The organism is Infirmifilum sp. NZ (assembly GCF_022693705.1).
Lineage (GTDB): Archaea > Thermoproteota > Thermoprotei > Thermofilales > Thermofilaceae > Thermofilum.
The window spans coordinates 1091388-1113583 of the sequence record NZ_CP094288.1 but is presented as its reverse complement, the minus strand read 5'-3'; the positions used below and the strand labels follow the sequence as shown (position 1 = coordinate 1113583).

At 51.4% G+C, this 22196-nt stretch carries 22 protein-coding genes; 12 read left to right on the top strand and 10 right to left on the bottom strand.

From position 1 onward, the window contains the following. Positions 1-44: 44 nt before the first annotated feature. Positions 45-2207 (bottom strand): CDC48 family AAA ATPase, encoded by a 2163-nt coding sequence (locus tag MOV14_RS06105; RefSeq protein ID WP_318536449.1) that lies wholly within the window; start codon positions 2205-2207, stop codon positions 45-47. A 94-nt stretch (positions 2208-2301) separates the two neighbouring features. Between MOV14_RS06105 and MOV14_RS06100 the strand changes: the two genes are divergently transcribed. From MOV14_RS06100 to MOV14_RS06085, 4 genes are all read left to right on the top strand, one after another. After that, positions 2302-2634, top strand: a complete 333-nt coding sequence (locus tag MOV14_RS06100; protein ID WP_318536448.1) for a hypothetical protein — start codon at positions 2302-2304, stop codon at positions 2632-2634. 130 nt (positions 2635-2764) lie between these two features. Next, positions 2765-3241, top strand: a complete 477-nt coding sequence (locus MOV14_RS06095; RefSeq protein ID WP_318536447.1) for a ribosomal protein L13e — start codon at positions 2765-2767, stop codon at positions 3239-3241. 527 nt (positions 3242-3768) lie between these two features. Next, complete coding sequence (locus tag MOV14_RS06090) at positions 3769-4107, top strand: U6 snRNA-associated Sm-like protein LSm6 (protein ID WP_318536446.1); 339 nt, start codon at positions 3769-3771, stop codon at positions 4105-4107. Between the two features lie 63 nt (positions 4108-4170). Further along, entirely contained in the window at positions 4171-5394 is a 1224-nt protein-coding gene (locus MOV14_RS06085) for a methionine adenosyltransferase (protein ID WP_318536445.1), read from the top strand. Here MOV14_RS06085 and MOV14_RS06080 read toward each other — a convergent pair. From MOV14_RS06080 to endA, 8 genes are all read right to left on the bottom strand, one after another. Further along, entirely contained in the window at positions 5368-7383 is a 2016-nt protein-coding gene (locus MOV14_RS06080) for a DUF460 domain-containing protein (RefSeq protein WP_318536444.1), read from the bottom strand. The genes MOV14_RS06085 and MOV14_RS06080 overlap by 27 nt on opposite strands. 95 nt (positions 7384-7478) lie before the next feature. Next, positions 7479-8378 (bottom strand): lipopolysaccharide core heptose(II) kinase RfaY, encoded by a 900-nt coding sequence (locus MOV14_RS06075; RefSeq protein WP_318536443.1) that lies wholly within the window; start codon positions 8376-8378, stop codon positions 7479-7481. Positions 8379-8752: 374 nt separating this feature from the next. Further along, positions 8753-9463, bottom strand: a complete 711-nt coding sequence (locus tag MOV14_RS06070) for a metallophosphoesterase family protein (RefSeq protein WP_318536442.1) — start codon at positions 9461-9463, stop codon at positions 8753-8755. An 11-nt stretch (positions 9464-9474) separates the two neighbouring features. Next, positions 9475-10197, bottom strand: a complete 723-nt coding sequence (locus MOV14_RS06065) for an energy-coupling factor transporter transmembrane component T family protein (protein WP_318536441.1) — start codon at positions 10195-10197, stop codon at positions 9475-9477. Further along, complete coding sequence (locus MOV14_RS06060; protein WP_318536440.1) at positions 10185-11021, bottom strand: energy-coupling factor ABC transporter ATP-binding protein; 837 nt, start codon at positions 11019-11021, stop codon at positions 10185-10187. The genes MOV14_RS06065 and MOV14_RS06060 overlap by 13 nt, the downstream gene beginning before the upstream one ends. Next, the gene (locus MOV14_RS06055) at positions 11005-11859 is read right to left on the bottom strand and encodes an energy-coupling factor ABC transporter ATP-binding protein (RefSeq protein ID WP_318536439.1); all 855 of its coding nucleotides are present in this window, start codon (positions 11857-11859) and stop codon (positions 11005-11007) included. Before MOV14_RS06055 ends, MOV14_RS06060 begins: the two co-directional genes overlap by 17 nt. A gap of 11 nt (positions 11860-11870) precedes the next feature. Then, positions 11871-13076 carry a redox-regulated ATPase YchF gene (locus MOV14_RS06050; protein ID WP_442786679.1) on the bottom strand — a complete coding sequence of 402 codons (1206 nt, stop codon included), beginning with the start codon at positions 13074-13076 and terminating at the stop codon, positions 11871-11873. Positions 13077-13197: 121 nt separating this feature from the next. Then, positions 13198-13776 (bottom strand): tRNA-intron lyase, encoded by a 579-nt coding sequence (gene endA / locus MOV14_RS06045; protein ID WP_318536437.1) that lies wholly within the window; start codon positions 13774-13776, stop codon positions 13198-13200. 220 nt (positions 13777-13996) lie between these two features. Between endA and MOV14_RS06040 the strand changes: the two genes are divergently transcribed. The 4 genes from MOV14_RS06040 to ahcY are packed head-to-tail and all read left to right on the top strand — an operon-like array spanning position 13997 to position 17826. After that, the gene (locus tag MOV14_RS06040; protein WP_318536436.1) at positions 13997-14671 is read left to right on the top strand and encodes a phosphoribosyltransferase; all 675 of its coding nucleotides are present in this window, start codon (positions 13997-13999) and stop codon (positions 14669-14671) included. Next, positions 14668-15627, top strand: coding sequence for an MBL fold metallo-hydrolase (locus tag MOV14_RS06035; protein ID WP_318536435.1), 960 nt, complete (start codon positions 14668-14670; stop codon positions 15625-15627). Before MOV14_RS06040 ends, MOV14_RS06035 begins: the two co-directional genes overlap by 4 nt. Positions 15628-15669: 42 nt before the next feature. Beyond that, complete coding sequence (locus tag MOV14_RS06030; protein WP_318536434.1) at positions 15670-16470, top strand: S-methyl-5'-thioadenosine phosphorylase; 801 nt, start codon at positions 15670-15672, stop codon at positions 16468-16470. A 57-nt stretch (positions 16471-16527) separates the two neighbouring features. Next, the gene (ahcY, locus tag MOV14_RS06025) at positions 16528-17826 is read left to right on the top strand and encodes an adenosylhomocysteinase (protein WP_318536433.1); all 1299 of its coding nucleotides are present in this window, start codon (positions 16528-16530) and stop codon (positions 17824-17826) included. A gap of 44 nt (positions 17827-17870) precedes the next feature. On the opposite strand, the gene MOV14_RS06020 is transcribed toward ahcY, so the two are convergent. Continuing rightward, on the bottom strand, positions 17871-19154 hold the full coding sequence (locus MOV14_RS06020; protein ID WP_318536432.1) for a tRNA (N(6)-L-threonylcarbamoyladenosine(37)-C(2))-methylthiotransferase: 1284 nt from the start codon (positions 19152-19154) through the stop codon (positions 17871-17873). Positions 19155-19343: 189 nt separating this feature from the next. Here MOV14_RS06020 and MOV14_RS06015 point away from each other — a divergent pair, with 189 nt between their 5' ends. From MOV14_RS06015 to MOV14_RS06000, 4 genes are all read left to right on the top strand, one after another. Further along, entirely contained in the window at positions 19344-20945 is a 1602-nt protein-coding gene (locus MOV14_RS06015; RefSeq protein ID WP_318536431.1) for a hypothetical protein, read from the top strand. 216 nt (positions 20946-21161) lie between these two features. Continuing rightward, positions 21162-21386, top strand: coding sequence for a hypothetical protein (locus MOV14_RS06010; protein ID WP_318536430.1), 225 nt, complete (start codon positions 21162-21164; stop codon positions 21384-21386). A 119-nt stretch (positions 21387-21505) separates the two neighbouring features. Next, positions 21506-21703 (top strand): hypothetical protein, encoded by a 198-nt coding sequence (locus tag MOV14_RS06005; protein ID WP_318536429.1) that lies wholly within the window; start codon positions 21506-21508, stop codon positions 21701-21703. A gap of 8 nt (positions 21704-21711) precedes the next feature. Continuing rightward, complete coding sequence (locus MOV14_RS06000; RefSeq protein WP_318536428.1) at positions 21712-22191, top strand: transposase; 480 nt, start codon at positions 21712-21714, stop codon at positions 22189-22191. Positions 22192-22196: the final 5 nt, after the last annotated feature.

Sequence of the window (22196 nt, the reverse complement as noted above, 5' to 3'; positions counted from 1 at the left end):
GTACCAAATACGATAGATGAATTGAGAACTCTCGGCTGAATATTCTAGCTCAGCATTCTCCTAAACTCCTCCGCTATCCTCTTGTATCTCTCGAGGTCTTCTCTGGTAACGCTGGGCTTAACGGTCTCAAGAGCCCTTAAAAAGTGGTTCATCGTCACCTTTGTGGGCTTCCCAGCCTCGCGGAGCGCAGTAATAGCAGCCTCCCTACAAACAGCGGCGATGTCTGCTCCCGTGTAGCCTTCTGTCCTCTTTGCGAGCTCTGCGAGGTCTACGTCCTCGGCTAGGGGCATTCTCCTCGTGTGCACTTTGAAGATCTCGAGCCTAGCCTTCTCGTCGGGCGGCGGGACGTAGATCAGCCTGTCAAACCTCCCAGGCCTGAGCAGAGCAGGGTCAATGATGTCAGGCCTGTTAGTAGCCGCAATCACCACAACACCCTCAAGACGCTCAAGACCATCCATCTCCGTGAGAAGCTGGTTCACAATTCTATCCGTGACGCCGGAATCGTATCTCTGGCCCCTTCTCGGGACTATAGAGTCTATCTCATCAAAGAACACCACGCAGGGCGCTGCTTGCCTGGCTTTTCTGAAGATCTCTCTGATTGCTCTCTCGCTTTCCCCAACCCACTTACTAAGTACCTCCGGCCCTTTCACGCCAATGAAGTTTGCCTCGCTCTCGGTTGCCACGGCCTTCGCCAGCAGGGTCTTGCCAGTGCCAGGTGGGCCGTAGAGCAGTATACCCTTAGGCGGGTCAATGCCCATCTCTCTGAAGTACTCGGGGTGCTTCAGTGGCCACTCCACGGCCTCCCGCAGCTGCTGCTTAACATCCTCAAGACCGCCGATGTCATCCCAGTGAACCTCAGGTACTTCAATGTACACTTCTCTCAGAGCGCTTGGCTGGACCTCCTTAAGGGCATCCATGAAATCTTGCTTGGTTACCTTCAGTTCGCTGAGAATTTCGGCTGGAATCTTCTCACTCTCGATGTTTATTTTCGGTAACACTCTCCTGAGGGCGCGCATTGCGGCCTCGCGGCAGAGAGCGGCGAGATCCGCCCCAGTAAAGCCGTGCGTAATTTCGGCCAGCTCGTCGAGGTTCACGTCGTCTGAGAGTGGCATGTTTCTCGTATGCACTTGGAGAATCTCCCTCCTAGCCCGCTTATCCGGAACTGGGAACGCTATTTCCCTATCAAACCTTCCCGGGCGCCTGAGAGCGGGGTCTATGTCGTCTGGCCGATTTGTGGCTGCTATGACGATGACCTGTCCTCTCTCCTTCAGCCCGTCCATGAGTGCTAGGAGCTGTGCTACAACTCTTTTCTCGACCTCGCCTGTCACTTCCTCCCTTTTCGGGGCGATGGCGTCGATCTCGTCGATGAAGATTATAGCCGGAGCGTTTCTAGATGCCTCCTCGAAGATCTCCCTAAGCCTCTGCTCGCTCTCACCGTAGAACTTGCTCATAATCTCGGGGCCATTGATGGAGATGAAGTAGGCGCCGGTCTCGTTAGCAACGGCTTTCGCGAGCAGGGTCTTGCCAGTTCCAGGAGGACCATAGAAGAGCACCCCCTTAGGCGGGTCAATGCCCAAGTGCTTGAACAGCTCAGGGTGACGCAACGGGAGCTCGACCATCTCTCTGATCTTTTGTTTAGCCTCCTCCAGATCACCAATGTCCTCGTAGGTTATCCTCGGTATCGCAAGCTCCCCGCTAACAGGCTCGCTTCTGATGCTGACCTCTGTTTCATCCGTGACCTGCACTGCCTGCGCAGGGAAAGTTGAGACAACGGTGAACTGCAGGGCCGTGCTAAACGTAGGTATTTCAACTACGTCTCCGCGAATGAGTGGACGTCCTAGAAGCTTGCTTTTCACATACTCCACAAGCTCCGGCACTATTTCAAAGCCCATTTTGAAAGTAGGTGCGAGCACGACCCTTTTCGCAGGGGCCACCCTAGCTTTTCGAACCTTAACCTGGTCACCTATAGCCACTCCCGCATTACGCCTTATGAGGCCGTCCATCCGGATTATCCCAGCACCCTCATCTTCCAGCGCTTGAGGCCACACTATCGCAACTGTAACCTTTTTCCCTTCAATCTCGACAACGTCGCCTGGATCCACACCAAGCTTGCTCATAGCGCTTCTGTCGATCCTTACAATGCCTCTTCCTACGTCTCGCGGTCGTGCCTCGGCAACTCTAAGTGTAACTTCGGGATGTGACGACATCAGAGTAAATCTTAATGAACTCTTTATATATTGCTTTTGGGACCATGCAGTAATCGTTTTTAAGCCGGATGAAGTGTAAGCGACGGCGGTCTAGATGTTTATTAAACGGGAAGATGCTGTCAAGAGGGCTTCAAGCCTCCTCACACGCGCTTTACTTATCAACACAGTCATCACTCTGCTACCCCCAGTCTACATCTTCTTTTCAGGACCCATCGGCCTGCACACCTATGCAGCATTAGCCTTCCTCTTGGTTTCTGTGGCTTCACTCCTGCTAGTATACTACATTCGGAGAGCCGTTGAAGATTACTCCATCGCTTCCGCCAAGGCAGTGATACCGATAACCTTGCCTATAAGCCTCGTAGGAGGCTTGGTAATCGTAGGATTGCTTGTACATAAAGCGCGTAAGCACTTGATGGAACTCCAATAAGGTCACCGATAAACTTTACAAATTTTTAGCCCCCCATTTTCCTTACGCACAATGCAGTGACCTCTGAACCTAGGAACACTCGAGTGGAAATGTTTTTATTCCAAACCTGAATGAGATCTCCCGGGTTCCTATGGCAGGAGAGGCGCAAACCCCTTTCCCATCGCAGGCTCAAGTAAACTCGGTACCTCTGCGAAGATACGGGGGGGTGCTCCCAAGACCCTACAGAGAAGGTAGAGGCTTCAGTCTCAGTGAAATTAAAGCACTGAACTTGACCGAGCGCGAGGCGCGGCTTCTCGGAATATACGTGGACACTCGCAGAAAGACAACTCATGAGGAAAACATCAAGGCCTTGAGAGAGTATCTGATTAATTTAAAGAAGGCTCTCGAGAGCGGTGCCCCTCTACCTGAACCGAGGCTTCCTAAAATCTTTTTAGCGAAAAGAGATGTTTCCAGGGTCTTCAAAGGTAAAACCTCAGCGGGTAGAAGAGGGAGAGGACTCCAGTCCGTCAAGTATAGATACACACACCACTACAAGTGGAAGAAGAAGCAAAGGGAAAGGCTTCTCAAAAAGCGCCACGAGGCCAGTAGGCACAAGGGCGGAGATTAACCTAAATACCTCCTTTCATAGCTCTCGACAATTTTCCGCGAGTGCTCTAAAACTATGTCCATCCCGCACTTTGCGCAGTAATACTCGCCGTCAATTTTAGCTATAACATCTTCGCTTCCGCATTTCCTACACCTAGGTCGTATAGAGTTACGCGTATCCTGCTTTACATCACTGTTCTTCAAAGACACGTCATATGCCCTGCAAGCCCAATCTATATAATTTAGCCTACACAAATCAGCTCGTAGAGCCGGATCCTTAAAGCCGCATTGACAACCAATACCAGGCTTGTCGGTTTGTCCACTCGCAGGACCAAGCTTTCCACAGCCTTGATCACCATTAGTCGTAAGAGAGCTAGAGCACGCCTGTTATACCCCCGGTGTCACCTGCAGAAGTCGGTAACCGCTGCTCGAACAACTTACTACAATCAGCGAGCGCCCTCTCTGATTCCCTTTCATCTGAAGTCTCTGACTAAACTGGTTTCGGAGCAACACAAAGAATATTTATAGTGACGCTGTATGGGCTAGAACGTGACGCAGACCTCGAAAGCCCAGTATAGAGCGGTGCATCCCATCGACTACTTGAGAAGCTACAGCGGTAAAAGCGTGCTCATAAAGCTGAAAGACGGCTCCGAGTACATGGGAAAGCTGAAAGTCATCGATCCCTCAATGAACATCGTATTATCCGAGACCAAAGAAGTCACGGAGACCAGCAAGGTGGTAGCAATTCTAGGAGATGTGTTTATCAGAGGCAGCAACCTGCTGTTCGTGTCAACAGAGCCCGACAAAGTCACTTTCTTTGAGCCTGACCAGCCGAAACAGCCCGAAGCACCTCCAAATCAGAGCACGACGGAAGAAGAGGAAGAGTGAGATAAATTACTGTCAGTAATTATAGGAAAATCATAAAAGCAATACAATTCCCTAGAGCACCCGATGGCGCAGAAGAATATAGTAGTTGAGAAATCGGCGTACATTCCACCGGACCTCTTACCCGTTGAAATCGTAGAGAGAAAAGGTACCGGACACCCTGACTACATCGCAGACTCCATATCTGAGGCAGCAAGCCGCGAGCTATCAAAATACTATCTGGAGAAGTTTGGCCGCATCCTGCACCACAACTTAGATAAAGTACTGGTCGTAGGAGGACAATCTTCACCTAGATTTGGAGGAGGGGAAGTGCTACAGCCGATCTACATCCTGGTCTCTGGCAGAGCCACAACAGAGGTTGTTGAGGCCGATGGTACGCGTGTTCCCGTGCCCGTTGGACCCCTTGTGCTGAAGGCAACACGCGAGTGGATTAAAACAAACATTCGGTATCTTGACCCTGATCATCACGTGATAGTTGATTATAGGATTGGGAAAGGATCCGTAGACCTGGTCGACATATACCAACGCGCGCAGTCTTACCCGGGTGCTAACGACACGTCTATGGGGATCGGGTACGCACCACTATCAGAGACAGAGAGACTGGTTTTCGAGACAGAACGACTGCTAAACTCTCCGAGAGTGAAGAAAGAGGTACCAGCGGTTGGCGAAGACATAAAAGTTATGGGGGTGAGGAAAGGCGATACCATTCACTTAACTATAGCAGCTGCAATAGTCTCGAGACACGTGAGATCAACAGAGGAGTATCTAGACGTGAAAAAGGAAATCCGGAAACTTGTCTTAGAGAAAGCTTCAGAGATAACTAAGCGCAAAGTCGAAGTTTACGTGAATACAGGAGATGACCCCAGTAAAGGTGACAGAGGGGGGCTGTACCTTGTCGTTACTGGCACATCGGCTGAGCATGGAGACGATGGAGCAACAGGCAGGGGAAACAGGGCGAATGGGCTTATAACACCCTTCAGACCTATGTCTTTAGAGGCAACCGCCGGTAAGAACCCCATAAGTCACATTGGGAAATTGTATAACATCGTAGCGTTTAACGCATCTCAGGAGATAGCACAGCTTGACCACATAAGAGAAGTTTACATAAAACTAATTAGCCAAATTGGAAAACCAATAAACGAGCCCCTCCTGGCATACATTGCGATTAATGCTGATGAGGCGGCTATTTCACGTGTAAAGCACCAAGCAGAGGAAATATTGGCCCACCACCTCGACGGAATCAATAGACTCTGGGAGAAGGTTCTACGCGGAGAGGTTACTCTCTTTTAAATCCTTGAGCAGCCTCAGCCTTTCTCGCCTATACTCCTCGAGTATGCCTTTTATTTTAGAGATATCCCCCTGAGTTTGACGCGCCAACGCGTTAGCGAGCTCTTTGCTTTCAAAGGCAACTATCGGGCCTATGTCAAAATACTGCGCGATATCCTCGAGAGATATTACCTGAGCCTCAGGGGGTATCGCTCTCCTTAAAGTCTCCGCTTCTTTCGAGCTTCTCGTAACAACAATCACCGAGCTTTGAAAATCCTTAGCCTTTAAGGTTTTAAAAACAAGGTCTTGTACAAGTTCTAGGGGGTAGCTCTTATCGATAAATACTATATTGTCCGAGAGCTCCTGTAGAGTTCCTTCGTTTTCTCTGGTTTTTTCCACAAGCCACGAAAGCTTTATGGCAAGCCTATACTTGCTGAAAGCCATACCAAGAAGGATCCGCTCCAACTCGGACACCCTATCTTCTAACTGTTGAAGCTTCGCCTTCAGGTGCGAGGCTTCCCTCTGTAACTGTTCTACCCTAGAGTCAAGCTTCACCTTCTCTGCATCTGCGCCGAGGGTTTTACGGACGGAAAGCAGCTTTTTAAGGGTCAACTCTAGCTCGCTTACCCTCTTCGTAGCCTCCCTCAGTTCAAGGGTAAGAGCTTTATTCTCCTGAAGCAACCTTTCAGCTAGCTTTCGGTAAAACCTTAGCTGCTCCTCGGCTCCTCCCTGGGCTATGTCCTGGAGCGCTAGCTCCTCCTTGGTTGATAGCTGGAGGTACTCCTTCGCCGCTTCCTTAACGGCAAGAGAGACGGGGAGGCCTTTAACGACTTGAAGCTTAGCCTTATCTAGCGGAATAGAGAGGCCATATTTGCTGGCCTCCTGTTCAACGGCGTCGAACTTCTCGCGATACTCGTTGAAGGCTTTGAGCGCGGCGGCAAGAGCATCCCTCTGGTGTGAATTCTCAACTTGTGGATAGCCAGACGTGAGCCTTCTTTTCTCATCGACGCTCAAGCTACGCTGCGGTGTAAACAGAAGAGCACCGAGCTGAGATGCAAGTTTCTTAACGTAAGCGGGTGCAGGGGACACATCACTGGCTATTACTGCGGGATGCCCGAAATCTAAAAGTAGCTTTACTAGCTGACCCCTGCTAAGCAACCTCCTTGAGAACACGCTCACGATACTTCCGCTAAAATCGAGGATGGCCACACCTGTCGTCATTCCTGGATCTACCCCCACAATCGTGTAACGCTCGCTCCTAGCGCTGCGTTTCGGCGTAGCTCCTAGTGGTCTGTACTCGATACTCTCACGCCTTACCGGCGATATCTCAACAAAAATGTCGTGACCAGACTCTGGCTTCACGAGGCCGTTGAGCCTCTCGCGGGGAGCGTAAACCACGAAAGTTGCCCCAACCACTCCCCAGCCTCCTTTTCTCACGAAGAGATCGTAGTCTATCCCTGCCTTGTCCAGCTTCTCGCGTATCTCCGCAACCTTCCTTTTGACAAGCTGCTCGATGTTACGCTTATACCGCTCCCTGCTCATCCCCCCCTGCCCGGGAACCCTTCCACGTCCAACGCGTATTCGTGTCTCCTCCTCGAAAACCAGGACCTCTGAGCCTATCCCCCTGCTTGCGAGAAACGCTAGAAGCTCTGCTGTTTCCACCGGACTCAACTTTCCTCTACATAATCCTGTCAACACGCAAAGAGCCTCAACGCTCACAACCTCGTCTCCGAGCCTCGTGACCTCTACTAGCCTCGGAGTTTTCCCGGGAACTCTTCTCAAGACTTCAGCAATTCCTCGAAAGTCCCCAGCTAGCTCGTAAATGTTATCTACCGCAATCGCCTCGACTCCTCTCTCCCCCACCAGGGCCAACACTTCGCTTAGAGGTACCCGTTCCATCCTCAGCGTAACTCGTCCCTCCTCTACTAAGGCGAGGGCGAATAATGGCTCACCGGCCTGGGGCGAGGAGCCAGGTACTATGTCAAGACCCACTACCCTGCGAAGTATCGACACCCCCGCTCCTTACTACTAAACTTCGCGATATTAATCATTACGGCAGGACCAACTACCAGAGCGTTTTCGCGACCTCTGTTGTTACAAAGAGCGCATTACGCAACTAGCCCTAAGCGGGTGAAGATGTTACTTAGATAAAGCTCCTTGTTCAACCGTAGTCCATACTTTCTCGTGAAGAAGTTGACTATGTTCTCGATGTCCCTTTTAAGGTAGAATGCTGCATTGGGATGTGCCGACGAGACCCACTGAGGCCAGTCGAGCAACTTAATATCTTCGTCCTTAGTCACTATCACATTGTACTCGTTTAAATCTCCGTGAACCACACCGGCTTTGTAAGCTTTCTCAACCTCAGCAAGAATCTTTTCCAGAGTCAATATAGGCTCACTCAATGGAGGGACTTCTGAGAGCTCTACCCCTTCTACGTACTCTGTGACAACTACGTGCCGGTTCCAGTCAACCGGTTCAGGCACAGCAACACGCTCCCTCCATAGTATTTTGAGAGCCTCATACTCGTTACGTGCAGCCAGCCTTGAGAGATATAGCCATGAAAAGTGCCTCTTATCTGCGACATATCCCCTCACCCTCTTTGCGCCTCTAAAGCTAGTTCTACCAGCCCGGTGAACTTTGACTGCAACGATCCTCTCACCCGAGGTTTTACCGAGGTATACTTCCGATTCCTTACCCTCTCCAACTGGAGTCTCCGAGATAGCCACTATGGTTCCTCTCTTAACGAGAGCATTAAAGGCTAAGCAGTCGTAGCCGCGGCTAGTTAAGATATAGCCCGTGAAGCTACCCCTATATCTCTGGACGAGGCCTAGTTTGTTCAGCTTTTTAAGAACCACCTCCACGTAATCTTTCGCAAGGCCCGAAATAGAAGCTATAAGTTCAACATCCACGTACTCATGATTTATCATACCTCTCTCGATTGACGTTAGCACTCTAAGATCGTCACCGGTCAACCCCTTTAGGCTCCAAGCGGAGAAACGAACACTCACGATTCTAAACAACAGACACTCAGTCTTTATTTCTGTTGTCATGGCCAGAAAACTTTTTTGGAAGAGTGTCGTGGATTAGGCGATGATGAAACAGCTCGCGATCGAGCGGTGAATTAACCTTCGATTGCTGAACTAGGTTCTCCTGCTTAAGATTGAGGGAAAAACTAAGTGCCTAGCAACACTGGGCCCGGCCCGCGGTTGGCCGCTGAGGCGTGGCGGCCGCCGGCTACTACTCCCCGGATGCCCCTCGTGGGGCAGGCCTGTAATGAGTGATGCTTAGCCCCATGGGGCGACCCCGAGGCCGATAAAGGTGACGACGAGTTTAAGGGACCGTGGGGCAGAAAAGGAGTAGCGCTCACGTAAAGGTAGAACTGTCACATAAAACCCACTAAACCTATGGGTCTCACCTCGATTATCCTCACTTGTTTTATCGCCGGGAGAGCGACGTTATAAACTGGCGTCTGTCCAATGAAGTCAGAGTGGATTTTGCTCTCGTGAAGGTGTCCGTGCACAACGGCGTCGACAGGGTGTTTCCTCACGACTTCTGAGAGCTTCTTGCTAGACATCTCCTCCCAGAACTTTTCCTTTTCACCTACCAGAGTGCGGCACCTCGGTGGGTAGTGTGTTAACAGTACTGTCAGCTCTTTTCCAGCATGCTGTGAGATGAGCTCCGCGATCTTTTTCAGCCTACTAGCGTAAAGCTCATGGACGTTCGGCACATGCTCCAGTTGCCACCTCGTAGGTTTATCAAGCGCACCGGTTGTACCCACAACGACTAGCTCTTTTTCCAGCGGAAGCCTTACGTAGTCGTCATCCAGCCAGATAACCTCTTGGCACTCCTCCCTCATCTTTTCCCGTACGTCGGGGTAGTCCTCGTTGCCGAAAACAGCCACTATTGGGGCATTCGGCAAAGCCCTCCGCACGGAGTCCTGCACCGGCGCGCACATCCTGTAGTTTCCCTTCTTGACTACGTCGCCAGCTATCAGGACGGCTGAGACCTCGGTTGCGCTCAGGCGTTTTAGCGACGAGAGGAGGAGCGGCAGATACTCCGGTGCGTGGACATCTCCGAAGGCTAAGACCTTCATATCGGCTCCACCTAAGACATTACGAGAAAAAGCACCGCGAATGAAGCAATTAAAAAGAGTGCGAGCACATCATTCCTTGTGAGCTTTAGCTTCACCATCCTAGTTGGCTTTGTCCGAGCTCCGAAACCCCTAGCCTCTAAAGCCTCGGCTATCATGAGGCTGCGTCTTACCTCGAATACAACTAGCGGCACCATTAAGTAAACGTAATTCCTTATACGCGTGGTAAAACCACCTTTTTCGAGCTCTAGACCCCGACTTCTAAGAGCGTCTATTACGATCTGCACGTCCTGAGCAAGAGTGGGAACGAATCGGAACGACATTGTTATTAGTAGCGAGTAGTCCCGGGGGAGGTGCATCTCCTCAAGAGCTAGCGCTAACTCATCAGGAGGAGTGGTCAGGAAGAATACAGAGAAGGCAGCTGTCAGGACGAGAAAGCGCAAGGTCATAGCTAGAGGCTGTAGGATCCCCTCGTGCATGGCTGTAAGCCAGTTTAAGAAAAATATTGCACCGGCTAGCGGTAGAATCCCCTTCACACCCTCGAGCATGAGCTTGAGCCTTTTCGCTAAGAGAGCGGCCAGCACGACTGTTCCAAATAGGATTAGTTGCCGCTGCACGCTCAGCGTTATCAGAGACAATGCCGCGACCGTAAAAGAAAATACCAGCCTCGTGCGAGGATCCAACCTATCAAGAGCGGAGTCCTTCTTGATGGATCGGAAGGCCCTTAGTGCCTCCACGGCTCTTCCTCCTCGACTATAGCCCTGATAAGGTTATCCAGCCTGTGAAAGTCGAACTTCAGGTAGTTCTCACCGAGTAGCGCTTTTGCAAGCCGCACCGATTGTGGGGGTAGAAGGTGGGACCGTCTTAGGAGCATATAATTGGATAGTATCTCCCGGGGTGACGCGGAGGCTAAGATTTTTCCATCAGACATCACGACTATCCTGTTTACGTGTTCCACTACGAACTCAACGTCATGTGTAACGATAACGACAGTTTTCCCCGTAGTTCTAAGTAGATTTAGCATTTCCGATATCTTCTCTTTTTGCACGTAGTCCTGACCAGCTGTTGGCTCATCTAGGACGAGTATTTCGGGGTCATAAGCCAAAACAGCGGCTATGGCCAGTCGTTTACGCTCCCCAACGCTTAAGCTGTAGGGGGACCTGTCCTTGTACCGGTATAGCTCCATCACCTTTAAAGCCCACTCTGCTCTGCGCTCTATAACATCTCTCGGAAAGTTGAAGTTTTTCAGAGCAAAAGCCACCTCGTCAAAAACAGTTTCCCCAAACAGCTGGTGATCTGGGTTCTGAAAGACAAGGCCCACGATCCTTGAGAGCTCTGCAACCGAGTGAAAACGGGTGTCCATTCCCTTTACGAGAACCCTTCCCCCTGTGGGCTTCAGGACACCGTTAAAATGCTTGACAAGCGTTGTCTTACCTGCGCCGTTTTCACCCATTATCGCGACGAATTCTCCGCTGGCAATAGATAGGTTGACGCCTTTCAAGGCCTCCGCGCCATCAGGGTACTTATAGTAAACATCTTCAACCTTAATTACCGGCTCCACGAGCCTCACCCTGCAACTTTTTACGAGCCTCAGCGGCCACGTGCTCAGGTGTTAAAAGCTTGGGGTTTATTTGCAACCCGTACTCCTCCAGCTTCTCGATAAATTTGACGATAAAGGGCTTACCTGTAATGTACCCGTATTTCTTTACTCCTTCGAGCGGTCTACCTGTGAACACTACCTCTCCTTCATTCATTACGACAACACGGTCGGCAAAAGGCAGAGCTACTTCCAGCCTGTGCTCAATGACTAGCGCGAGAATGCGGGAAGATTGAACCTTCTTTTTCACCAAACCTAAGACCTTCAGTGCCGTTAGGGGGTCTAGATTCGCCGTTGGTTCATCGAGAACCAGAATCTCTGGCTCTAGCACCATAACCGAGGCAAGAGCGACTCGTTGCTGTTGACCCCCGCTCAGCTCAAAGGGAGACCTGTTCCTGAGCTCCCAGAGTCCATACTCCCTAAGGACATTTTCCACTCTTCTGCGTATCTCCTCTGGAGGAAGACCTGCGTTTTCCAAGCCAAAAGCTATCTCCCGCTCCACCGACGTGAAGAAAAGCTGGTTCTCAGGGTTTTGAAAAACAAATCCCACATGCTTGGCTAGCTCGTATGTCGGTGTTTTACGTGGGTCCAAACCCTTGATGCTGACGTGACCAACAAGCTCTCCCCCATAGAAGTTGGGAATTAAGCCGTTGAGTATCCTTGCGAGAGTGCTTTTCCCACACCCGCTCGGACCGAGCAGCAGAATGAATTCTCCTGCGTTGGCCTCGAGATTTATGTTCCTTAAAATCCAACCGTCACTGTCCGGGTACCTGTAGTAGACGTTTTTTAGCTCCAGCAACAATACGTTACCACCTAAGCTCTAGCGATTATCTTAATTACCATCCGGTGTGAAAGTTTTTCATCCGAGCCTACGCGTCTCCCGCTTCTAGCATCCACAGCTGAGACAAACCTTTCGCCGAGCTCCGTGTGTATAATATATGCAAGTTCTCTTGCAGTGGTCTTTCCAGGCACTATAAAAACGTCCGGCAACACGTTGCCCTGATGATCTGAGAACTTTTTCTCATTCTCAACGGGAAAGACGGCGATCATTCCTAGAACATCGAAGACAGCTGTGTCCAGCGCTTCCTGAACGCCTGTGCTACCCCAGCGCTTCAGCACTTTCTCCCTGATGTACTCAAGAGCTTTCTCCTGCTCAGGCCTGAGTTCACCGACCACCTTGAAATCCCCCTCCCCCGGAATGTACTCTATAAGCCCCGCTTTCGCCGCCTTCTTTAAAGCTAGCTCCGCTTCAGCGCTTGCGGGGATGATTTTGTACCTTGAGCCTAGCCCCTCGCGCATCCTCTTTATATTATCTTCAGCTGGGTCGAGATCCGCCTTGTTCGCAACCAAAACGATGGGCTTTGCCTTCTCTCGAACGAACTCTGTAAGACGCAGGATATCCTCTCTAGTCCAAGACGAAGCCTTCTTGCCCTGAAGCCCGAGTTCATCCACCGCGCTCCGCACAACATCAGGCTCTATGCCAAGCCCGCTAAACCTTGAGTACAGCTCATCGTACCGCTTATGCAGGTCTATGAGCTTCGATATCCTTTCCCAATCCTTGTACACGATCTGGAACATCCACATCGTGATTTCTCTCTCGAGAAATACAACATCCTCCAGCGGGTCGTGAGTACCAGGTTTGACTGGGCGCCCTTCCTCGTCCGTTGCACCGGCGGCATCGATCACGTGGAGAAGGACTGGAGCGCGCCTTAAATGGTCTAAAAACATGTTTCCCAGACCCCTGCCTTCCCATGCACCCGGGACCAGCCCAGCGACGTCGATGAGCTCCACTGGAGCAAAACGCCATCCGTCGATGCAAATCGAGTTGCGAGGATTATCCTTGACGCCGAGCTCCTTGCAGACGCACTTTACCTTAACGTATCCAATACCGATGTTGGGATTTATCGTGGTGAAGGGATATGGCGCTCTCTTAACGTCAATAAGGGTAGCTGCGGCGAAAAATGTCGATTTTCCTGTATTGGGTTTTCCAACAACACCCAGCTGAACAACCACGTTCATGAAGGTGAGTGCCTTGATTATTAAATTTAGGTTAAACGGGTTAAGCTCGCCTACAATCTGCTACCTCCTGAAGCCCATCGAGCAGTGAAGTCCTCTAGTTGCGCTTTTGCTTCAGGTGGATCTACATAAGCCACTTGAACACAAAGTACCTTATCGTCCCGTCAACTGGATCCCTATAGGCGAGTATAAACTTCTTCTTCACAGAGTGCGAGAGCCTACCTGCGCGGATAATTTCCAAGGGATCCAGCTTACTATGGTAATCGAGGACGTGCACAAGGAAAGGTGCGTGGTCAATACCAGGTCCTAGCTTGTATACCGCAAACGTGGATCCGAATTTCATGCCTGATTTCACCACATACCCTCTACTCCTTAAATCCCTGTACACGGCATAAGCATCTTCAAAATTCTCGTAGGCATCCATCGCGAGACGCTTCAGCTCATCTACGCGAAGCGCCTCTCCACTCGCACTATAAATGTCCAGACAACCTTGCTCTGCCAGGTAAACCGCGTCGAAAAGAGAGAGCTCAAGCTCCTTCTTAACATCTGGTGTTTTAGGCTTTGGCACGGTGAAGAAGCGGCCGTAAAAACCTCCCTTAAAGTAGAGAGAGTTCGCAGCTTCGCGATCGAATACAACTACTCTGTTCCCCAGTAACACGGCTTTGGTTTTCGCACATTGGTTGTGCTCGGGCGTGGGCTCCACGGAAATAGTGAACACAGAAGATCGTAATTATAATTTGGGGTGCTACACCGCATTCCTATGCAATGAACTAAGCTTTAGGCGCCCAATGCCCAGCCAACTCAGGGCCCCTGAAGTGCTCTCGACCGAGTATGACATGAATGCTAAAGCAGGATTCACTATCAAACGCGGTAACATCCCCTCGAGACAAAGTTTTAAGTAACGTCGGCATGTAGAGGTTATTGTGCCCCGAGTTAACACGAAGCTGGTTAGCTGGGATGAGATCCTGAACTGGACTTATGAACTCGCGCGCATGATAGAGAGGAGCGGTTGGAAGCCGGACGTTGTCGTTTCGATAGCGCGAGGGGGCTATGTGCCCGCGCGCCTTCTCTGTGACTTCCTTGACGTAAACGATCTGGTCAGTGTCCAGGTTCTTCACTGGGGCAGGGCCGCAGAGATCACCGCTGTAGCCCATGTGAAGTACGGGTTTGAGGCCGATTTAAAGGGTAAGAGGGTTTTGCTAGTAGACGACATATGCGATACTGGGGACTCTATCATCGTGGCTCGCGAGTATATAGAGAGAAAGTACTCGCCCGCGGAGCTGAGAGTGGCCGTAATGCAGTGGATTAGCAGCGTGGCTAAAATCAAGCCGGACTACTACGTCGACGAGGTTAAAGAGTGGGTATGGTACCAGTATCCCTGGACGCGCGCGGAGGACACCACTAACTTCTTCGAGAAAATAATCTCCGAAAGTGCTAAATCTGGAAAAACCGAGTGGACATACAACGAGCTCGTAGAGGCTTTCAAGGATTGGTACGGGATAGATGTCGGGGAACGGTACTACAGACTCGCACTCGAGAGACTTGCTCGAAGCGGCAGGCTGATCGTGGAGGCAGACAGGATAAAGGTTATTCGATGAAAACTCTAGAAGTAATCGTTAGTAAAGGGGTTTTTCTCGGCTATAACTCACTAAGTATCGCTTTTGACCCCCTCATGCTTCCAACGGGCAAGCCGGCCGTAACCCTCGTCTCGCACGCGCACCAGGATCATTACTCGCCGAGCGTTTTACGAAAGCTCTCCCAGAAAACTCATATACTGATGAGCCCGGCAACCAGAAGGATCATAGACCCTGCTCGCAGGCTGAAAAACATTATAGAGGTCAACCCGGGCGAAACGCTGGAAGTTGAAGGTTTAGGCATCGAGGCTTTTCATTCAGGACATATTATCGGAAGCCTCCAATTCCGCGTAGTGATCGGTGATCTGACGGTAGTGTACACGGGGGATTTTAACCTCGAGAGACGCGTCGTCCTCCAGCCGGCTAAGCCCCTAAAGGGAGACGTTGTGCTGATCGACGCGACGTATGGTAGCCCTGATTACGTTTTTCCAGAAAGAAAAGAGATCTACGCTAAGATCATCTCGATTTTAAAGGAGAGGGAGGGAGACGAGGTAGTGTTAAAGGCTAGGAGGCTTGGCGTAGCCCAAGAGGTAACTGCTTTATTGAGCATGTCCACCCATATACCTGTCATCGTGGAGTCAGAGATCGCGAAGTACAATGAAGTATACGAGGAGTTCGGTGAGATACTCGGGCGCTACGCTATCAGCAACACACCTAAGCAGGGATTCCCCCTTGTAGCGCGACTTTCACGAAAGTTCCCGAAGAAAGTTTTCACACTATCGCTCACTGGTTGGGCGGTTAAGACGGGGGTTCCGCTGAGTAGCCACGGGGACTTCCGGCAGCTCGTAGAGTACGTGACCGCGAGCGAGTCCCAAGTGGTCATCCCTGTTTGCGGCTTCAGGAAGGAGTTTTCTGAGTACGTTAAAGAGATACTGGGAATTACAGCCTCTTCAGATGATAAAATTAACATACGTCTGTAAAAACTGCCAAAAGTTTTATACGGCCTTGAGAATTGACTTCTTGTGTCACAAGCCCCTCCTCGAGTAAAAATAGGTATAATCGGAGGATCTGGCCTTTACTCTCCAGACTTCCTCGAGAACGTCCAGGAGTACAAGATGCACACTCCCTACGGAGCCCCCTCTTCGGAGATCATGATTGGTGAGATTAAGGGAGTAAAGGTTGCTTTTCTCCCCCGCCACGGGAAAAGGCACAGCATCCCGCCTCACATGATCAACTACCGCGCCAATATCTGGGCCCTCAAAGAGCTCGGTGTAGAGAGGCTAATCTCTGTCTCAGCGGTTGGAAGCTTACGTGAGGACTACAAACCTGGAGACTTCGTGTGTACAGACCAATTTATTGATATGACGAAGGGGCGCGAACTCACCTTCTACAATGGGCCCGTGGTGGCCCACGTATCCATGGCTGATCCATTCTGCCCAGAGCTCCGCTCGTTATGCATGGAGTCCGCTCGAAGGCTGGGTATAAGAGTCCACGATAAAGGAACCTACGTGTGCATCGAGGGACCTAGGTTTAGCACCCGGGCTGAGTCCAGGCTATGGAGAAGCTTCGGCGCGGACATTATCGGGATGACACTGGTTCCTGAAGTTAACCTAGCTCGCGAAGCCCGAATGTGCTTCCTCAACATCGCTATGGTCACAGATTACGATGTATGGGCTGAAAAACCCGTCACCGCTCACGAGGTGGCCCGCGTTATGGCCGAGAACACTGAGAAGGTTAGGAGACTACTGGTGGATCTCATACCTAGAATACCCGCTGAGAGACGTTGTCAGTGCGCCAGATACCTCGACGAGGCACTCCTTTAACTCACTCACACTAAGTTTTTTTAGCAGAATCCCTTCTTGCCGGGAGGGTGATATTTGGTGCCCGAGTATAGGGTTCGTGACTTATCCTTGGCTGATAAAGGCAGGCTCGCCGTCGAGTGGGCTGAGCGGCAGATGCCAGTCCTAAGGCTCATAAGAGAGAGGTTTTCGCGTGAAAGCCCCTTGAAAGGGGTCAGAGTCGCCGCCTGTATGCACGTTACAAAAGAGACAGCCGTCCTCATGCTGACCCTCCGAGACGCTGGGGCTGAGGTTGCTCTTTCGGCTTCAAACCCTCTATCCACGCAGGATCACGTGGCTGCCTACCTTGTTCAAGAAGGCATTCATGTTTACGCTTGGCGCGGCATGAGTGAGAGAGAGTACTTTGAGGCTATCGCGTCCGCGGCATCCATCGAGCCCGACATCACTATGGATGATGGAGGAGACTTAACTGTAATGCTACATAAGATCGCTCTCGGTGAGAAGGGTGGGCTGGACTACGAGATAGGGTCTAGCATCTTAAATCCGGGTCTTGCCAGAAGAGTACGGGGAGGCACTGAGGAGACGACCACAGGTGTTATAAGGCTAAGGGCTTTGGAGAAGGAGGGGACACTCCTCTACCCCGTCATCGCCGTGAATGATTCACTCACTAAGTTCATGTTTGACAACAGGTTTGGAACCGGGCAGTCGTCGATCGACGGAATACTCAGAGCCACAAATATCCTGCTGGCTGGTAAGAACGTAGTCGTTGTGGGGTACGGGTGGGTTGGAAGAGGCATTGCGTGGAGAGCGCGGGGCATGGGAGCGAGGGTGACGGTAGTTGAGGTGGATCCCATAAAAGCGCTTGAAGCGTACTACGAAGGCTTCAACGTTGCGGATATGGCCACAGCAGCGGCTATGGGAGACCTGTTCATCACCGCAACCGGTAATACCGACGTCGTACGAGCTGAGCACTTTTTGCGCATGAAGGATGGAGCTCTTCTCGCTAACGCCGGACACTTCAACGTTGAGATCTCTGTGCGCGATCTCGAGAAGATCGCGACGGGGAAGAGGAGGATAAACGAGCACGTTGAAGAGTACACTCTACCAGACGGCAGAAGGCTTTACCTTATAGCCGAGGGCAGGCTCGTGAACCTGGCTGCCGCCGAGGGTCACCCCAGCGAGGTGATGGATCTCTCGTTCGGGAACCAGGCGCTAGCAGTTAAACTACTGGTTGAGAGAGGCGCCAGGCTGGACAAGAAGGTATACAAGCTTCCAAAGAGTATTGACCGCAAGATAGCCTCATTGAAACTTAAGTCCTTGGGTGTGAAGATCGAGAGGCTCACTGAGGAGCAAAGGAAGTACTTACTGAGCTGGGCTTAGCCATCTCTCCTTTCCAATCCCCTCGAAATCAAGTTACTTGAGGTTTAATCTACGACATCTCCTACGAGAGCTAGTGGGGTGGCCTCCCTTATCTTCACCTTAACCGTCTCACCCAGCTTGAGATCATAGCCCCTGAGGATCACGGGCTTGTACTCGATGGTTCTACCAACAAAATCCCCCTTTGCTGATACCGAGTTTACCAAGACGTCGGAGAGGCGTCCCACGTACCCTTTATTCACCTCGTAAGCTACTCGCAGTGATACCTCAGAGGCGATCCTGCTTCTCTCCTTTTTCACAGGCTCTGGAAGGCCCCTCATAACGTATCCCTTTGTGAATGGCCTTAAGGTGTACCTGGCCACGTGGACTTTATCGAATTTAACGTCCTCTATTAGTCTTAATGTGTTTTTAAAGGCCTCTTCGTCTTCGCCCGGAAAGCCAACTATGATGTCCGTCGCTACGCTAGAGGTAAACCCGGCGGAGCGTATTCTCTGGATCAGCGATTTGTACTCGCGGACGGTGTACTTGCGGTTCATCAACCTTAAAACGCGATCGTCTCCTGCCTGTACTGGTATGTGGAAGTACCTGTAGACCCTGCCGTCGTGCATCAAGTCTACAAGGGCGTCGAGCTGCTTGGAAAGTAACATGGGCTCCATCATTCCTATTCTGATCCTGTACTCACCGTCAACCTCCTCAAGTATTCTCCTCACTAGACCTGCAAGGTTCGTGCCCAGGTCGTAGCCATACGCCGCTAGGTCCTGCCCCACCAGGTAAACTTCCTTGGCCCCCTTTCTCACTGCATCTTTAACGGCCTCGATGATAGCTTCCACAGTGTAGCTTTTCACGCCAAATCCTCTCGTCACCCATTCTATGCAGAACGCGCAGGACCCCAAGCAACCCGACTGGACCGGTAGAACATAGGTTACTCCTCCCCGGTGCTCAGGCAGTGTGGTTCTTGCACGGGGGTAAGTTCTAAGCTCAAGAACTTGCCCGCTGTTTTGAACAACCTCGACTATCTTTTCAAGAGAATCCGGTTCTATGAGGCTTGCTTCGGGCGCGATCGATAATATGGACTTTGGTCGAACGTTCACAAGGCAGCCTGCAACGACCAGCTTAAAGCCCAGCTTCTTCCTCAACTCCTCCAGCTCCCTTAGCCTCCTGAATATTTTAACCTCAGTATCACCCCTAACGGCACACGTATTTACCACAACTACGTCTGCCACCTCGGGTGACTCCACGAAGACGTGGCCGGCACGCGACAGCAACGTCCTCATTATCTCGCTCTCTCCTTTGTTGAGCCAGCATCCGTAAGTCTCTATGAATACCTTCATGTCGACACACTTCTTGTAAGCGTTACAAAAGGCGTAATAAAAACAACACCTGCTCCAGGAGCTGTCCGCTTGAACATCATTAGAGGGTACGGTCGTAACGTCGAGAAGGTTTAGGGGATGAAAGAATGCCAGGATGCATTTTTGCGAAACTAATAAATTTCCTGTATAAGTAGGGTGCAGGGGGTTGGCTTGAGTAAAGTGACCCTGAGTGCCAGATGTATCACCCTGCTGGTTCTCACGGTACTTGCGATATCCCAGTACGCGACTTCGCAGGCGATGCCTCCGGCGAAAGCCACCGTCACTGCCAGACTAGAGTACGGGTATGGCCTGGTATTCTATAGCTTAGAGCTCCAAAACCCCGTTACGTATATCTCCTTCAACCTGTCAGGCTTTACGGATAAACTGGTTTTAGGACTTGCACGGCCCCCCTCGCAGTCTCCAGTAATAGGCGTTAAGGACGGGAACACAGTCTCGTTCAAGTTCCAGACTCCTGTCAGCAGAGTCAACTTCACTTTTGTGTTCAACGCCATCAACACTACGGATCAAAAAATAGAGGTTAGCTTGCCCGTCCCGCTCAGCCCTCTAGGATACGTAACGAATGTGACAGGAGTAGCATCGTTTGCATCGGGAGTCACCCTTAACTCCACGCTGGGAAAAGTGACGGGCTCTCAGATCAACTACAATCTCACGGCCTCTCCGGGCTCACTGGACATCGTCAAAGGCGAGGCTCCTATTTATCAGATTCCTGTGGGGCAAATAGCGGAGCTCAACAGGACTATCCTCATAGAGCCTGGGAGATTCGTATTCCTCGACTCCATAGAGATAGTGGCACTCTCAAACTACCCAATATCAACGCTTTCACTGAACCTCCCGAAAGGCTACGCGTTTGACGGCGCATCCGGAGTACTCGGTCCCTACCCTGCCACTTACTGGAGAACGTACAATTACTCTGACTCCACGCTCGTAGTGCTGAACCTAATGTCATCTGTGCAGATGAGGGGGCAACGAACGACCTTGACCTTAAGGTATCACGTGAACCAGTCTTCAAGCATAAATGCATTCCTTGGATGGGGGGCAACGGTCACGAATTACCGCGTTAAGGTATGCATCAGGGGAACTTTAAAACTACCGGCGGAGTTTGTAGCAGAGGAAAGCATTGAGAACGCGATGCACTGCTATTCACTTAAACCCATCGGCCCTCTCTTCTTACCGGACACATATCCCAGCATTCCAGTAACCGGTATTTCACTCCAGCAACAGTCTTCAGGATACACGTCTCTTCTGTTCGTTATCCTGATTGCCGCGGTTGGAGGTGGCATCTACGCGCTTGCCCGGTTGCAACACAGACCCGTTGAGAAAGCTAAGAAAAAAGTCCTCGAGCAGACGGCTCTCCCCCGCGAACTCCTTGAGAAGCTACAAAGGAACCTCTCGCGTCGGGAAGAGCTGCTGCTTTCGACAATAGAGCACCTGCGTGGCTTAAGGGAGAGGCGGGCCGGAACAGCCAGGATTACGTCTGCGATTCGAGAATATGAGAAGAAGGACAGCTCGCTCGAAACCGAGGTGGCAAAAATTTTAGGTCAGCTTGGTGATGAGGGGCGGAGGATAGCCGCTGAACTTCAGTCAGTTAGTGCTCTCATTCGAGAGAAACTCAGTGAACTCGAGAGGACTGAAAGGGATTATAGAGTTGGGAGACTCGAGAAGAAAGAGTATCAAGAGAGAATCGAGAGAATTGATGGCGAGCTTCGAAAGCTCTCCCAGAGGTTCAGGGAAATTTCCGATAAGCTCTCTTAGAGCTCTTTTTTCCGTACATTTTAAGGCCAGCAATGGTGCTTTTTCAGTTTTTCCCTTGTCTCCTCCCGCGTTCGGCCCGCGCACTCCCTGTATCATGAGGGCTTGGAGAGGGGATTGCGGGAGGGTGTTCGAGCAAAGCCTTTGGGCTATGTTTCTATTAGTCACAGCTTGTGCGAACGATTACAACCCCCTCTCACATTTAGCCATGATGGTCGAGTGAGCAGAGGGGTCTGGAAGAGCGTGTCGAGGTGGCTCAAGCTGGTTAGCCTCGCTAGAAATCTGTGGCGCCTAAGGCAGCCCAAGCCGCTCAGCAAGTCCTTCGCCACGAAGAACACCAGGCAAACTGCCTCGGGGCCGGAGAGGCGGCGTCTCGCAGACTTCGTGAAAAGAAGCATTGGTCGGCAACGGCGAGATATTGCACGGCGCAATCAATGCCCTTGAGGTGCTTAACGCCTCGAGGGACGAGCTCTACGTTCCGTCTGTCTGCCAGGGCCCGTGCTTGAGGACTTGGAGCGATTCGACGACATTAGGCTCACGTTGCAACTCACTGCAAGGGAGGGTTGAGGCTACTGGCGCACCGCGTGGTTAAGCCTCCAAATACGACTCTGCTGAGACTCCTTGCGGCTATTATGACCAGCTACTCCGGGCTGGGCAACCGGAATAAGGCCTTCCAGAGGTTCAAGGAAGAGAGAGTTATCGAAGAGCTGCGGAGAGAGGACTACGCAGTGAAGGAGGTTCTGAGGATCGCTAGAGGTTGAGAGCGAAGATGAGCCTGATGCCGGAGCGCGCCGAGAGGGTTGCGAGGCGGGCGTCGAGGAAGGTTCAAAGGGTGAGCGACGACTGGATTAAGGGCGTGTTCAGAGAGCTACGGAATCTGGTCAGGAAGCTGAGGGACCGGGGCTACACCCCCGTCATTGTAGCAGTTGTGCTCCGGGGAGGGAGCCTGAGGGGAGCAAAGCTACAGCGAACCCTATTGAAGGTCGCGGAGAGACATGAGAACCTAGCACTCTATGATGGAGCGAGGCAGTTCCAGCCGAGCGACAATGTCTCTGGGAAGCAGTGCCCTGTTTGCGGAGCATGGGGGGTAGAGCTGGGGAAACGCTACCACCGCTTCCCCAGCTGCAACATAGCTCACAGCAGAGACTGGGGCGCCTGTGCTAACGCGGCGAAGCTCTTTCTAAAAAGCCCCAAAAGGGGAGTCATGACCCCGCTAGAGGGCTCTCAGAAAAGTGAGGGGGGCGGATGAGCCAG

What these genes read in the sequence shown, in the direction of transcription:
- MOV14_RS06105 (WP_318536449.1), bottom strand. Translation starts at nt 2,207, where the DNA reads ATGTCGTCACATCCCGAAGTTACACTTAGAGTTGCCGAGGCACGACCG.
- MOV14_RS06100 (WP_318536448.1), top strand. Translation starts at nt 2,302, where the DNA reads ATGTTTATTAAACGGGAAGATGCTGTCAAGAGGGCTTCAAGCCTCCTC.
- MOV14_RS06095 (WP_318536447.1), top strand. Translation starts at nt 2,765, where the DNA reads ATGGCAGGAGAGGCGCAAACCCCTTTCCCATCGCAGGCTCAAGTAAAC.
- MOV14_RS06085 (WP_318536445.1), top strand. Translation starts at nt 4,171, where the DNA reads ATGGCGCAGAAGAATATAGTAGTTGAGAAATCGGCGTACATTCCACCG.
- MOV14_RS06070 (WP_318536442.1), bottom strand. Translation starts at nt 9,463, where the DNA reads ATGAAGGTCTTAGCCTTCGGAGATGTCCACGCACCGGAGTATCTGCCG.
- MOV14_RS06050 (WP_442786679.1), bottom strand. Translation starts at nt 13,076, where the DNA reads ATGAACGTGGTTGTTCAGCTGGGTGTTGTTGGAAAACCCAATACAGGA.
- MOV14_RS06035 (WP_318536435.1), top strand. Translation starts at nt 14,668, where the DNA reads ATGAAAACTCTAGAAGTAATCGTTAGTAAAGGGGTTTTTCTCGGCTAT.
- MOV14_RS06020 (WP_318536432.1), bottom strand. Translation starts at nt 19,154, where the DNA reads ATGAAGGTATTCATAGAGACTTACGGATGCTGGCTCAACAAAGGAGAG.
- MOV14_RS06000 (WP_318536428.1), top strand. Translation starts at nt 21,712, where the DNA reads ATGAGCCTGATGCCGGAGCGCGCCGAGAGGGTTGCGAGGCGGGCGTCG.